Annotated in this window: 13 protein-coding genes; 3 read left to right on the top strand and 10 right to left on the bottom strand. The window is 43.3% G+C overall.

Features of this window, described 5'->3' with window-relative positions:
- The first annotated feature begins 582 nt into the window (after positions 1-582).
- Complete coding sequence (locus tag AC0VXX_RS05460; protein WP_475516259.1) at positions 583-1878, top strand: motility associated factor glycosyltransferase family protein; 1296 nt, start codon at positions 583-585, stop codon at positions 1876-1878.
- Positions 1878-2141 carry a hypothetical protein gene (locus AC0VXX_RS05455; protein WP_475516258.1) on the top strand — a complete coding sequence of 88 codons (264 nt, stop codon included), beginning with the start codon at positions 1878-1880 and terminating at the stop codon, positions 2139-2141. Before AC0VXX_RS05460 ends, AC0VXX_RS05455 begins: the two co-directional genes overlap by 1 nt.
- A 232-nt stretch (positions 2142-2373) precedes the next feature.
- On the opposite strand, the gene pseI is transcribed toward AC0VXX_RS05455, so the two are convergent.
- The 10 genes from pseI to pseB form a co-directional block, all read right to left on the bottom strand.
- Complete coding sequence (pseI, locus tag AC0VXX_RS05450) at positions 2374-3399, bottom strand: pseudaminic acid synthase (protein ID WP_475516257.1); 1026 nt, start codon at positions 3397-3399, stop codon at positions 2374-2376.
- Positions 3396-3623, bottom strand: coding sequence for an acyl carrier protein (locus AC0VXX_RS05445; protein ID WP_475516256.1), 228 nt, complete (start codon positions 3621-3623; stop codon positions 3396-3398). Before AC0VXX_RS05445 ends, pseI begins: the two co-directional genes overlap by 4 nt.
- Before the next feature lie 9 nt (positions 3624-3632).
- Positions 3633-4556, bottom strand: coding sequence for a ketoacyl-ACP synthase III (locus tag AC0VXX_RS05440; protein ID WP_475516255.1), 924 nt, complete (start codon positions 4554-4556; stop codon positions 3633-3635).
- A complete protein-coding gene (locus AC0VXX_RS05435) occupies positions 4556-5140 on the bottom strand; it encodes a hypothetical protein (RefSeq protein WP_475516254.1) in 585 nt (194 codons plus the stop codon). Before AC0VXX_RS05435 ends, AC0VXX_RS05440 begins: the two co-directional genes overlap by 1 nt.
- 15 nt (positions 5141-5155) lie before the next feature.
- The gene (locus tag AC0VXX_RS05430; protein WP_475516253.1) at positions 5156-5803 is read right to left on the bottom strand and encodes an acetyltransferase; all 648 of its coding nucleotides are present in this window, start codon (positions 5801-5803) and stop codon (positions 5156-5158) included.
- Between the two features lies 1 nt (position 5804).
- Positions 5805-5975 (bottom strand): hypothetical protein, encoded by a 171-nt coding sequence (locus tag AC0VXX_RS05425; RefSeq protein ID WP_475516252.1) that lies wholly within the window; start codon positions 5973-5975, stop codon positions 5805-5807.
- A gap of 63 nt (positions 5976-6038) precedes the next feature.
- On the bottom strand, positions 6039-6890 hold the full coding sequence (gene pseG, locus AC0VXX_RS05420) for a UDP-2,4-diacetamido-2,4,6-trideoxy-beta-L-altropyranose hydrolase (protein ID WP_475516945.1): 852 nt from the start codon (positions 6888-6890) through the stop codon (positions 6039-6041).
- On the bottom strand, positions 6890-7579 hold the full coding sequence (gene pseF / locus AC0VXX_RS05415) for a pseudaminic acid cytidylyltransferase (RefSeq protein ID WP_475516251.1): 690 nt from the start codon (positions 7577-7579) through the stop codon (positions 6890-6892). The genes pseG and pseF overlap by 1 nt, the downstream gene beginning before the upstream one ends.
- Positions 7576-8724: a UDP-4-amino-4,6-dideoxy-N-acetyl-beta-L-altrosamine transaminase gene (gene pseC, locus AC0VXX_RS05410; protein ID WP_475516250.1), complete on the bottom strand. Its 1149-nt coding sequence runs from the start codon at positions 8722-8724 to the stop codon at positions 7576-7578. The genes pseF and pseC overlap by 4 nt, the downstream gene beginning before the upstream one ends.
- Entirely contained in the window at positions 8721-9725 is a 1005-nt protein-coding gene (gene pseB / locus AC0VXX_RS05405) for a UDP-N-acetylglucosamine 4,6-dehydratase (inverting) (protein ID WP_475516249.1), read from the bottom strand. Before pseB ends, pseC begins: the two co-directional genes overlap by 4 nt.
- Before the next feature lie 699 nt (positions 9726-10424).
- Between pseB and AC0VXX_RS05400 the strand changes: the two genes are divergently transcribed.
- Positions 10425-12908 carry a motility associated factor glycosyltransferase family protein gene (locus tag AC0VXX_RS05400; RefSeq protein ID WP_475516248.1) on the top strand — a complete coding sequence of 828 codons (2484 nt, stop codon included), beginning with the start codon at positions 10425-10427 and terminating at the stop codon, positions 12906-12908.
- The last annotated feature ends 232 nt before the right edge of the window (positions 12909-13140 follow it).

Genomic DNA, 13140 nt, shown 5'->3' with positions numbered 1-13140 from the left:
AAGATATTGAATAATAAAGAATGATTAAAAACCATCAATTTTCGTTAATCTCGCTAAAGCTCTCCTGTGGGGAGACCATAAGATAGCCACTAAAATGGTTATCTTATGCATAGGTAAAATAACCATCACTAACCGCCAACATCCTAATACATCCTACATCCCTCTAGGTTAACAATGGTTTAGTGCCCCTGCGTAGCTAGGTGAATAGGTTAACACTCACGGCTTAGCCTTCGATTTAATCGATTTAATCTTATTTAATTAGTGCTATACCAATCCTTGCGGCCATGATCATTTTTAAGCCCAATGTCTAAGTTTAAATCCTCACACTTGTGGTTAGGGTGCCAAGCGCATTTAATGTGATTTTTGACTGACTCGCTATCCGCTTTATCATGGATTTTGAGGCGTTTTTAAGGTACTTTAGCCCCATGAAAGTAACTGCGTATTACGGCGTGAAAGTAGCGTAATAGTCGCATGATAAATAATGCTGGTAGCCAAAGTCAGCTTTGTCGTCAACGCTGCGCAATAAACATCAACTTATCTCCATTATTCCTATTTACCTCAACCCTATAAAGGATAGCGTCAATGACTGAGCTGTTTACTGCTAACCTCGAGATCATTAATAAGCGTTGGCCTCTGCTCGCTTCAGCCTTACATGCGGCAAACATTGAACACTTCGATGCTTGTCTCGTTAATGGCAATGAACAAACCATCAGTGTCAATGGTATTCAATTGAGCAGTCGGCATAACCGTATCGCCGAAGCGCAGCTGTTGATTAAACAACTGCCAGCAAACTGCAATGACCTCACGGTTTATGGTGTCGGCATGGGAGATGTCCCCGCCGTCCTAGTGCAGCACCCCAATATAAAAAGCATTCGTATTGGCCTGCTCAATGTCAGCCTGTTTGCCTTATTACTGACTTATACCGATCAGCGCGAATGGTTGAGCGATCCGCGCCTAACGCTTATGCACCAGCTTCAACAACACCGACTACCGCCCCACTACATTACCGTCACGCCCGAACTCTTATTGAGCAGCGATGACAATGCTAGGTTGCGTGACTTGTTGGTATTTAACAATAACCTTGATTTTGCCAACAGAAGCCATGGCAATGATGACGCTGAGCTTCAGCAGCGCATGCGGGATAATCTTGCGACCATGCAACAAGATGCCGATGCCGCCACTTTAAGCTTGCAATATGAACCTAATCAAACCTTGGTCATCGCCACTGGCCCCACGCTTGAGCAGCATTACGCTTACCTTAGGGCGCAACGAGCATTACCAGAAGCGACTCGGCCATTGATGATTAGCGTCGACACCGCATTAAAAGCCTTACTCAATGAACAGATTGTTCCCGATATCGTCGTGAGCATAGATCAAAATGTCACGCGTGAATTTTTACCCGATAACGTGCCTGATAACGTGAAACTGGTCTACTTCCCCAAGTCACAGCAAGCAGTGTTACAGTGGTGGCCAGGGCAACGTTTTGCAGCCTACTCGCACAGTAAAATCTATGATGAGTTCCACCAGCAATGTCCTAAACTGCGCCTATTTGCCAATGGTAGCGTCATCCATCCGGCCATCGATTTAGCCGTACATTTAAACAGCCAATCGATAACCTTATTTGGTTGTGATTTTAGTTATCCGCATAATAAGACCCACGCCTTTTGGCAAGACGGTAAATTAGGCCCTTCTATCGCCAATGCCAAGCAACATTGGGTGATGAACGGACATGGCGAAAAAGTAGCAACCGATCTGAATTTTCGCGGCTATTTGCTTGCCCTTGAACATTATATTCTCACTAAACCTGAGGTGACTTTTTATAATGCAAGTTTAGATGGTGCCGCCATTGATGGCGCCCAATATCAGGAGTGTAAGTAATGAAAAGTACTGCAACTGACGCCCTTATCCAAATGCTGATTACGGCTGCGCATAAGTTTCGCTTAGGCCATGAAGCCGATGGCTCACATGACTTTGCTCAGTGCATCGACCTGCTTAAACCCATCTTGCCTGAGTTACAAAATGCCGTAACTGTGGTTGAGTTATTTCGTGAGATGCTGGCGGCGCAGGAGCGCCACGACTGGCTTGCTTTGGCTGACAGCCTCGAATATGACTTGCCCTTACTGTTAAAGTCACCGCTATAACTTTATATATTTTCTACTTGATGGAAAACTGTTTTGGGCGAATAAATCTTAGTTCAAGTCTAAGCTGACAGATACCTTCGAAAAACAGGTAACTGTCAGTTCTACTCTGAACAACTACAATAGAAAGATATAATATTCCAAGATGAAAATATTAACTCGACACCCTCTGCGGTAATATTTACGTACCCAACAATCTATTATCGGGATTTTCTTACAACGTCATAACCATATATCATTTCATTCCCAAAATGTCCTCACTCCTTACAGGCTCTCCACAGTTTACCCCTTTAACTAGAACACTTCCGATTAACTGTGGCATAAGCATGGGGGCTAAACCACTACCGTTACGAAGTATTTTAACATCTCCTTCTTGAATAATGTCCCCTTTAGCAAGATCACGACAAAAAAATATGGAACGTCTTCTCATCGCATCAACTGTTGAAACAGAATAATTCACTTTACCTAAACTTGATTCTACTAGTCGGATTTGTTTTACCATGTCACTAAATTCGTCAGGTTCCATTGAGAAAGCAGAATCAGGTCCACCCAAAGCCCGATTTAGAGTAAAATGTTTTTCAACAATTCGAGCTCCTAAACTCACCGCAACAGTTGGCACAAAAGCACCTATAGTATGGTCTGAAACGCCAATTGGAACGTTAAATCTGTTTTGCATATCAGTGATCATCGTGAGATTAGCATCAGACAAGCTAGCTGGATATTGAGAGGTACACTTTAGTAAAGCCACTTGGTGATTATTAACTTTGAAACAGGTGTCTAATGCTAAATTAATATCTTTGTCATCAGCAACACCTGTCGATATAATAACTGGTTTACCAGTGCTTGCAGCTTTTTCGATAAGAGGAAGATGGTTTATCTCAAAAGAGGCAATTTTATAAAAAGGAATATCGAGGTTTTCTAAAAAATCAACGCCATCTAGATCGAATGGACTAGAAAAAAATTGCATTCCTAGCTCATGAGTGAGTTGTTGAAGAGGACGGTGCCATTCATATGGTAAAGCAGCTTCTTCAAACAAACTCCATAATGTTCGTCCTTTCCACAAACCTGCTTTACGTTTTCCAAAATAACCGTTATCTATATTTAAGCAAAGTGATTGGGGCTTATAGGTTTGCACTTTCACCGCATCTGCACCGGTTTCAGCAATGGCTCGAATGGTCTCAAGAGCATGGATTAAACTTCTATTGTGATTGGCGGAAAGCTCGGCAATCACAAAGGTTTTATTTGGTAACCAATGAGTCATTTTAAGATTGAAAAGTAGTTAATAACAGCGGCAGGAGTATTAAGTTCATCAACTTTATCATCAGGAATCTGATGACCTGTTATTTGCTCTAACTCAACAAATAGGTTGAACATATCTAAGCTATCTAATCCAGCAGATTCAAAAGTTATATCCGGCGTCAGTTCGGCAGTATCAACTGCTCCAGATTCTTCTAATGCATTTTTAATTATGTCTAAATTAACCATGTTGACCTCTTATTTATAAATTAATGCGTTGGCCCAAGAAAAACCAACCCCAAATCCACTTAGTATGACTTTTTGCCATTGACTATCCATAGCGTATTTTTCAAGTAGTAGTGGAATGGAAGATGAGACAGTATTACCAGTGTCTTGAAGATCTTTAATAAAGCGATCCCGTTCAGGAAAACGTCGAGCGACGGCATCCACAATTGCTGCACTTCCCTGATGAATAATATATGCGTCAACTTCGGAGTCTTTTGTATCCGAAAATACTAATAACTCATTAATATACTTTGGCACATTAACAGAAGCAAAGTTGAATACTTGGCGTCCATTCATAGATAAAATACCATCCTTGACATGTAAGAATTCGGCGCCATTACCATCGGTGCCAAACTTTACTGGTCCAAGTTTGTATACCGGCTCGTACCCAACCCAAGTTGCGGTAGCTGCATCACCAAATAACATTGAGGTGATTCGATCACTGGAATCGATAACTTTAGAGTAAGGGTCAGCTGTTACTAGTAATGCCTGTTTCATGCCAACAGCTTGCATTAGACCTTTGATAATATATAAGCCGTACACATAGCCTGAACACCCTAATGAGACATCAAAAGCAGCGATATTCTTAGAAAACCCAACTTTTTTTTGCACGATTGCAGCGGTGTGAGGTAAGCCTTCACCATCTCCATTTTGGGTAACCACAATTAAGGCTTCAATGGCATCTAAGTTCAGTTCAGGTTGTTGCTTAATTAGTTGATTGATTGCAGCACAACATAGATCTGAGCATTCTTGTTCAGAAGATTTTCTAGGTAATTGCAGCCCCCCCAATTTGGTTTCAACAAACTCGGGAGGCTCTCCAAATTTAGCACCTAAATCCAGATTATCTATTGCATTTTCAGGAAGATATCCAGCTACAGCCTTGATTCCGATTTGCATTACTGTTCACCTATAATGAAGCGCAATTGACCAATATTAACGTCATCTAGCCAGATCTCAGAAACTGAGAACTTTCCATGGAGTAACGACTTTAATCTTATTTCTGCTTGCTTATATTCTAACGGCAGGTTTTGCTTAAGATTGAGTTGCCCAAAAAACCATTTTCCAATAATAGGTGGAGCAATAGTGTTATGTAACTTCTTCGTCAAAGCAACAAGCACTTCTATGCATGTGTATTTATTTGTTTTTATTAATATTTTAATGGAGGCTGGTTTAAGCGTGATTTGTGCTTCGCCAACTAACGCATCCTCATCAAATTCATAGCACTCTTTCACAGGACTATCATCGGCCACCCACCAAAAGGGGGTTTTTGTGCCATCTTTTTGACTGAAACTCCCTGTAGCAACAACAGCTTTAGACATCGGATTATCTAAATGCAGAGTGCACTGAGTATGGGCAAACTTCCGAAAACTCAGTTGGGTAAGTTGAGTGTTTAGCGGAAGTGATTTTTCAGCAAATTCAATTGAAAAATGATAAAAATCTGTACCGTGAAGGTAATTCCGATTACCTTTAAATTTAAACATAACCTCTCCTGTAAACTAATTTATTCGGCGTGCAGGGTTACCCAACCAGGTCGTATTTGTTGCAGCATCCCTGAGTAAAACAGCACCAGCACCAATGACTGCATAGCTTCCAAGGATCAAACCATCACGGATAACAGAATTAGCTGCGATATGAACACCCTTAGCAACTTTAGCATAACCACATAGGCAAACGTTGGGACCAATATCGACAAAATCTCCTATTTGAACATCGTGCCCTAAATTAGCTCCGGCTCTGACAAGTGTATTTTCTCCAACCTTAACTCCTGGCTGCAGTGATACATGCGAAAAGATCACACTTCCAGCACCAATCTGGGTGTTAAAACCTATCATTGCACTAGGGTGAATAAGTTTAGCCATTCGCTCGATAGGTATCATCAGTGACTTCAATAGCTCCACACGTGAACGCATTTTACCCACACTCAATAATGCAAAAATAAATTTAATGTCATCATCTAAAGTATTCCATTGAGATGTTTGGCCCAATACTGGCCAGTGCCCTAACATTTCACCTTGTTCAGCATGATCATTTAAGAAGCCCTCTAAAATTATCGATTCGCCAGCTCTCTGCATATCTAGGATAATTTGTGCAAGAACCATACCATTGCCAGCTCCCCCTATAATGACAACTCGTTGTGGCTTCATTTTAGCTTTCCTGTTTTATTTTTAGCAGTTGAATCCAAGTCATTTTATTTTCCCACCCTGCCATAACTTGCCTAGCATTAGATGAGAGTTTTTGTAATATTCTCGGATGATCGATTAAATCGATCAGAGTCGTATTTAGGTTTTGCTCTAAGGTTTCAGAGACTTCACCCATGTTGATAATCGCTCCTAATTCTGCCAACGTTCGATTAGGAGTCTGTTGATTCTCCGCTATGGTTCAGCATAAAGCAGGTAGTGCCATAGCACATCGCTCCCAAGACATAGTGCCGCCGCCACCAATAGCCAAATCGGCCTTTAACATTAGCTCTGCAATTTGGGAAGACTGTATCTCTAATTGAAAGAAGTCTGGGTATCGTTGACAGGTTTTAGTGAGTTCATCGATATGAGGGTAAGACTTTCCTACAACAACGATGATTCGTTGCAATGCTTTTCGTAAATTATCTCGTTGTAATAATTTACAGACTCTACCCGTAATATCGTCTTTGTCTGTACCACCAAAGCATACTAAAACTGTCTTGAGTTGTTTTCTTAGATTAGGTTTGTCGCGTTTAAACTCTGGTCGCAAAGGCAGGTACCATGGACCAACTAGTACTTTTCCTTGGTTATTGCTTTGGAGCTTTGGGGCCAAAGTCGGAGCAATTAACACCTCGCATTTATGGGGCCGATCACATAGGCCATCGATAGCGACAATATTTGCCCCGGTAGTATCGGCAACCGTTCTCTCCCAATCAGCCCCCAGAGAAAAATGATCAACTACGATCCAATCTGGTGATATTTTTTCTAGTTTCAGAGCGTTAATCGTTTCATCTGCATCTTCTACCTCTGAGGTTCCAAGCCAATGACTATGAGGGTAACTGCCATGCATTGAAGTATATTTTCGAGGTTCAGGCAGCATTAAGACCTGATATTGCTGGGCTGCAAAAGTAGACATGTCTCCCTGATGGTTTCGACAACAAAATGTTACTTGAATACCTATTAGATTAAGTTCCCTCGCTAAGCTTAAGCAACGCATAAGATGACCTGTGCCGATATGGTGACCACTATCTGTACGGATTACTACTTGACTCATCATAGCCCCGACTTAAATAAATACTCGGCAAAAATCCAATCTTCTTCGGTATCAATATCCTGCACTTGATACCTAGGCAAAATGTAAGCCGTAGAATGCTCTGAATACATCGTCTTGCCCGAGAGAAAAGCTTCTGAGCGTCCCCAGTAAAATTGGCCTGCATCATGATATGCCTCAGTTAAATCTTGAGAGCGGCTTTGCCTATGCTCAGGAAAAAACATTTGGACATTACCATTATCATTATCATCCATATAAAGAGCTCGTTGGATTGGGAAAGGAAAACTGGTTATTGTAAAACAAAAATTTTTCCCAGCTTCCTGCAATTGTTTATAACTTTGCTGCAAGGTCTCCACGGTTATAAAAGGGGCCGTAGCATAGAGACAGCAAACGTATTCCGGATTTATTAAGTTGTCAGTAACCCAGTTGATAGCATGATTTACTACCCCCCTAGTACTTGCTAAATCATCAGATAACTCTGCAGGCCTAAGAAATGGAACATGAGCTCCATAACTTTCTGCGATTAGTGCTATTTCTTCACAGTCGGTCGAAACGATCACACGATCGAAACAGCCACTTTTTAACGCAGCTTCAATGGAGTAAGCAATGATAGGCTTGCCACAAAAATGGCGAATATTTTTTCTGGGAATTCTCTTACTTCCGCCTCGAGCAGGTATTATAGCAATATTCAATTAAGCAACTCCTTTAAGGTATAACAAATATAATCTACCTGCTCGATAGTTAAATCAGGAAATAAAGGCAAGGATAAACAATGCCGATAAAAATACTCAGCATGAGGGAAATCATGCTCGGCAAAGCCAAGATCTTGATAGTAAGGCTGCAGATGCACAGGAAAATAATGAACGTGGACACAAATGTCTGCATCTCTCATGGCATTAAATATCGCTTTTCTATCTAAGGTTTCCGGCAGCAACGCGACCATCAGATGATAGGCACTGTGACTGTTTTCAAGCGGAGTCACCCATTGCAGATTAAGATCAACAAAAGCCTGATGGTACTGGGTCGCCAACTGATTACGTGCAGCAACAAACTCATTTAAACGTGCCATCTGACTCAAACCTAATGCGGCCTGCATCTCGGTCATGCGGTAGTTAAACCCTAACGCGTGTTGTTCGTAGTACCAATCGCCTTCATCTGGGCGCTGCATTTTGTGGGGATCTTTGGTAATGCCATGACTGCGATACAGCCCCATTTTAGCCGCTAAATCGGCATTATTGGTGGTTGCCACGCCACCTTCGGCACTGGTGATGATCTTCACCGGATGAAAACTAAATACGCTAATATCGCTATAGCAACAACTGCCGAGCTTATTGCCCTGATGACTACCGCCAATACCGTGAGAAGCATCTTCAATCACGTAAAAACCGTATTCACTGGCCAGTGCCGCAATCGCAGCCATATCACAGCTATGCCCGCATAAATGCACAGGGATCACCACTTTAGGTAAACATCCTTGAGCTTTAGCCACTTCAAGCTTAGCCTGAAGCGCCTTAGGACACATATTACCAGTAGTAGCATCTACATCGACAAAATCGACCTTGGCACCACAATAAAGGGCGCAATTAGCCGAAGCGACAAAGGTAATTGGCGATGTCCAGACATAATCGCCTGCTGCAACTCCCAGCGCTAAACACGCGACATGTAATGCTGAGGTGGCACTGTTAACGGCCACCGCGTATTGTGCCCCAGTGTAGTCACAGATAGCTTGTTCAAAAGCGGGCACTTTAGGCCCTTGAGTAAGGTAATCTGACTTTAATACCTCAACAACAGCATCAATATCATCTTGGTTAATGTGTTGTTTACCATAAGGGATCATGAGGCAGACGCTTCCTTATCAAAATGTTTAATCTCATCTGCCGACAAGAAGTGCGGATTATTGCCAGAGTGATATTCGTACCCCTGCTGTACCGCATGCCCTTTCTCGCCCAAGTTATTGGCAGTGTAATCATGCTCACGACCAAAGAAGGAGATGCTCGGTGTTATCACAAAATGATCGTCAAATTCGATGGTGTGGTGTGAATCGTCGGCTGGGCACATGATTTCGTGCATCTTCTCACCAGGGCGAATCCCCACAATCTCATGCTCTAGCCCTGGGCCATAGGCCTCGGCCAAATCGGTAATTCTCACCGAGGGAATTTTAGGGACAAAAATCTCTCCCCCTTGCATGCGAGCAAAGTTCTTAAGCACAAAATCGACGCCATCTTGCAAGGTTATCCAAAAGCGGGTCATGTCGGGGTGAGTAATAGGCAGCGAGGTCGCGCCATTATTGATTAACTGTTGGAAAAAAGGCACAACTGAGCCACGCGAACCCACCACATTGCCATAACGCACAGCAGAAAATCGGGTTTCCCCTGCGCCTACTATGTTATTCGCTGCAACAAACAGTTTATCCGACGCCAGTTTAGTGGCGCCATAAAGGTTTATGGGATTAGCCGCTTTATCGGTAGATAAGGCTATCACGCGCTTAACTTTATTCGCGATAGCCGCCTTAATTACGTTTTCAGCGCCGTAAATATTGGTCTTGATGCATTCCATGGGATTATATTCGGCTGCAGGAACCTGCTTAATTGCCGCGGCATGAATAACAAAGTCGACGTCATTAAACGCTTGCATAAGACGATCGCCATCGCGCACATCGCCAAGAAAATAGCGCATGCAAGGATCGTTATAGACCTGCTGCATCTCATACTGTTTTAACTCGTCACGAGAGAGAATAATCAACCGCTTAGGTTTATAACGCGCTAAAATTGTCTTGGTGTATTTTTGACCGAATGAGCCAGTGCCGCCAGTTATGAGGATGGATTTATTGTTAAACATATAGTCTCCAAATAGCTGCTTTAAACAGCACGACTAAAATTAAAATGAATGTAGCGAAATCTGATACCCAATATAATGGAGTTCACACTAAAAATATAAGCTGCTGCATAACACATACCGCCCATCGCGATAACCGAACAACAGGCAGACTCATAGATAGAGCCAGACAAAAAAGTAAACTTATAAACGCATTTAATTTTAGTAACTTAATCTTAATTGTCTAACTATATTTGCCCTTGTTGTGCAGCACATTACTCATATTGTACGATTTATCGACTCACCTGCAGCCAGCTAATCACTTTTTACCCTATGAATAAAATACCGTGACACCAAGCAAGGTGAATACAAGCGACAATAAGCCGTCATCCATGCAATGCTCTGGCCTACACTTCGCCACTTTTGTGACAAACATCTCACTTTGGTATATCAAAGACAGTAAATAGCACTTGATAGCAACTCACAATCCAGTTGATAGCATTAACAGTCTCCCCCAATGCTGGAGTCAAACGTGAAGCAAGGCAGATAACCAACCATGGCAAAGTAAGCATGCCAACTGTAAGTCGCTAGTAGCGATTAACAGCGAATTCGCCAGTAAATTTCGCCAGTAAAGATAGGAAACCCATTTGAATCCGCAGCATTAGCAGGTAGGCTATGCTCATCACTGGTCAAGCACAATTCGAACCGACGAATGAGGACATCATGTTAGATAATCCACCAGAAATCTCCAGAAGCTTTGCTGTCAGCCGCTTTGGCGAATATTACCTGCCCAGCATCAATCGCAATACATTTGAAAAAATTGACTCCACTTCATTGTATAACGAGCGCTTCAAACAGGCCTTATCTAAACCCGATACCTTACATATCATCATCGGCCTCGATTCTGGGCTGCTGGCCAATTATGTCATGGAGCATCCACTTGCCGATGGGGCTAAGTTTATTTTTGTTGAGCTGCCAGAAGTGCTCTCCATGTTGTCTATCGACATCCCTGAGCACCTCGCTGATGAGATAAGCGTGATCTCATTTGATGAGCTTAAAGAGACCATTGCCGATATCCGCAATAATGTGTTTTTAGTCAAAGGTAAGTACGCCATTCATCGCTCAATTGCCGTCGATGGCAATTATTTAGAGCCCTACAGTGAGATCAATGCTGAAATCGAGAAAATGATTGAGCATGAATCCTTTAGCTTAGGCACGGCCTTTAATCAGAAGCTGTTTATCCAGACTCAGCTAACCAATTTAGCCGAAAACCTGCAACCCGCCTCAGTACTGCGTGGCCAATTTAATGATAAAACCTGCATCGTATTAGGCGGTGGGCCCTCCCTCGATAACAATATTGACTGGATAAAAGCCAACGCCGACCGACTGGTGATCATTGCCGCCTCACGCATTGTAGGCAAATTAGCCAAACTGGAGATAAAACCTGACATCATTGTCTCGGTCGACCCACAATCGATAAGTTTTGATGTCAATAAAGAGTTGATGTCACTGGAGCACGATACGTTGCTCGTCTATTCCTACCATGTGACCCCGCAAATTATCGGTCAATGGCGCGGCGCCGCGCTCTATACCGGCTCTCGTTTACCTTGGAACAATGACCACGATAACAACAATATCGAGTCCGTCGGCCCCACAGTCACCAATAGCGCTATCGAAATTGCACGGGAGATGGGGTTTAGCCAAATTTTGTTGTGCGGCGTCGATTTTTGCCATTCGCAATCGGGTATCACCCACACCGCTGGCACCTATGGCGCAAGCCTTGGACCGGACATGGGGATTATGTACGAGTGGGTTGAAACCAATTGTGGTGAAATGGCGGAAACTCCTATACAGCTAATGTACGCCATACAATCACTGGCAGCAGCAATCGAGGCGTACCCCGGGGCACGCTATATCAATCTGTCACCTGATGCCGCCAAGGTTAACGGGGTTGAACAGGTCAATGCCCATGACATCACCTTAGCAGAGATCAGCGCCAAGCAACGCGCGCTGCTGGCCCCAGCCCAGCATCTATTGAGTATCGACAAGAAATGTCAGTTACTTGGCAGCACGCTCGACGCCTTAAAAGCCACTAGCGAACAACTGGCGCAGTTAAATGACTACAATCAAGACGCACTGCAATTGGTCGACCAAATAGAAGCGGCGCATCAGTATCCTGAGCGCATAGGCGCATTAGCTAGCAAGCTCGACAATATCGAAAGCAGCATCAACGCTAACTACTCTGGCCTAGCAAAGCTGGTTAAATTTTATGGTTATTATGAATTTAGCCACTTTTTATCCACCAAAAAAGTCGATGACTGGTCACAGCAAGATGTGACTGACAATACCCGTCTTTACTATCAAGCTTTTAGCGACATCACGATCGCATTAAGTCGATTAGTTGATGAGGCTATCGCGCGGGTAAGTTCACGCCTTGCAGAGCATCAAGATGAAGTGGATATTCACGCCTTATGTGAGCGCTGGGATATCGATGCACAGTGGGGACGCGCCCTTATTTGGCAACAGCAACATCCGCAGCAATACGCACAATTAACAACTGCTCAGCAAAGCGAACTGGCAAAAACCCGACAGCAATACCATGACCAATTTATGGTCAAGGCGTTTATCGATCCCAGCGATGAGCCTGCTGTACCACAACTCAACAATGCCTTTAAAAAACTGCATGCTCTGCTGCATTACAAACACCTGCTGGGCATCACAAAAATGGTGCAGTACACCGCCCCTTATGTCGACAGTGATCTTGATATTACCCGTCTGCATAACTTAGCCAAAAGTTATCAATATCGGCTCGAAAACCAGCTAGAGCTGGCGCTCGATGCCGTGCTGGCAACCCCCATCGAACAGCGACAAGAAGCAGAGTTAAAGCAGATAATCCTACTGGCTTTAAAGCTTAACCGCCTGCCGCTGGCGCTGGCGCAATATGCCAAAATTATTACCTATAGCGACGAATATCTGCCGCAATATGCTCAGGCCTTATACTTAAACGACAATGCCCAAGACGCGTTAGCCACTTACTTGGATTACCTCGATAAATATCCGCAAGATATTCCGGTAATGTTAAAACTGGGGATTTTTCTCGCCAATGTCGGCCAAATCGATGGCGCACGCGCCTGTTTTGAAAACGTCTTAAGCCTAGATGAAGAAAACCAAGCCGCGATAAGCTATATCCAGCAGCTCGGCGATTAAGCGATAGGGCCTGTTGATCTTTCGAGGTTATTTTTGCAGCGAATTGTTGGGTATTTATACAAGGCAGAAGCTTTGTGGTGTAGTTATTCTACATAAAAAGCTGAGAACGCAGTAGAAATGACCAGCAAAGATCAACAGGCCCTAGGGCATCAGTGCAAAGATTTATCCGCTGGTGCCCTTTCCCTTGCTCGCATTCAAACCGTATAATACGCCTTTGCATATCTCACCCAAT

It is taken from the genome of Shewanella sp. QJM3NY_23, assembly GCF_056173105.1.
This window is presented reverse-complemented; position numbering and strand designations above follow the sequence as displayed.

Excerpts from the sequence above, each read along its gene's own strand:
- AC0VXX_RS05445 (WP_475516256.1), bottom strand. The coding sequence starts at position 3,623 with ATGGTTAATTTAGACATAATTAAAAATGCATTAGAAGAATCTGGAGCA.
- pseC (WP_475516250.1), bottom strand. The coding sequence starts at position 8,724 with ATGATCCCTTATGGTAAACAACACATTAACCAAGATGATATTGATGCT.
- AC0VXX_RS05455 (WP_475516258.1), top strand. The coding sequence starts at position 1,878 with ATGAAAAGTACTGCAACTGACGCCCTTATCCAAATGCTGATTACGGCT.
- AC0VXX_RS05425 (WP_475516252.1), bottom strand. The coding sequence starts at position 5,975 with ATGGGTGAAGTCTCTGAAACCTTAGAGCAAAACCTAAATACGACTCTG.
- AC0VXX_RS05435 (WP_475516254.1), bottom strand. The coding sequence starts at position 5,140 with ATGTTTAAATTTAAAGGTAATCGGAATTACCTTCACGGTACAGATTTT.
- AC0VXX_RS05430 (WP_475516253.1), bottom strand. The coding sequence starts at position 5,803 with ATGAAGCCACAACGAGTTGTCATTATAGGGGGAGCTGGCAATGGTATG.
- AC0VXX_RS05400 (WP_475516248.1), top strand. The coding sequence starts at position 10,425 with ATGTTAGATAATCCACCAGAAATCTCCAGAAGCTTTGCTGTCAGCCGC.
- pseG (WP_475516945.1), bottom strand. The coding sequence starts at position 6,890 with ATGAGTCAAGTAGTAATCCGTACAGATAGTGGTCACCATATCGGCACA.
- pseB (WP_475516249.1), bottom strand. The coding sequence starts at position 9,725 with ATGTTTAACAATAAATCCATCCTCATAACTGGCGGCACTGGCTCATTC.
- AC0VXX_RS05440 (WP_475516255.1), bottom strand. The coding sequence starts at position 4,556 with ATGCAAATCGGAATCAAGGCTGTAGCTGGATATCTTCCTGAAAATGCA.
- pseI (WP_475516257.1), bottom strand. The coding sequence starts at position 3,399 with ATGACTCATTGGTTACCAAATAAAACCTTTGTGATTGCCGAGCTTTCC.
- AC0VXX_RS05460 (WP_475516259.1), top strand. The coding sequence starts at position 583 with ATGACTGAGCTGTTTACTGCTAACCTCGAGATCATTAATAAGCGTTGG.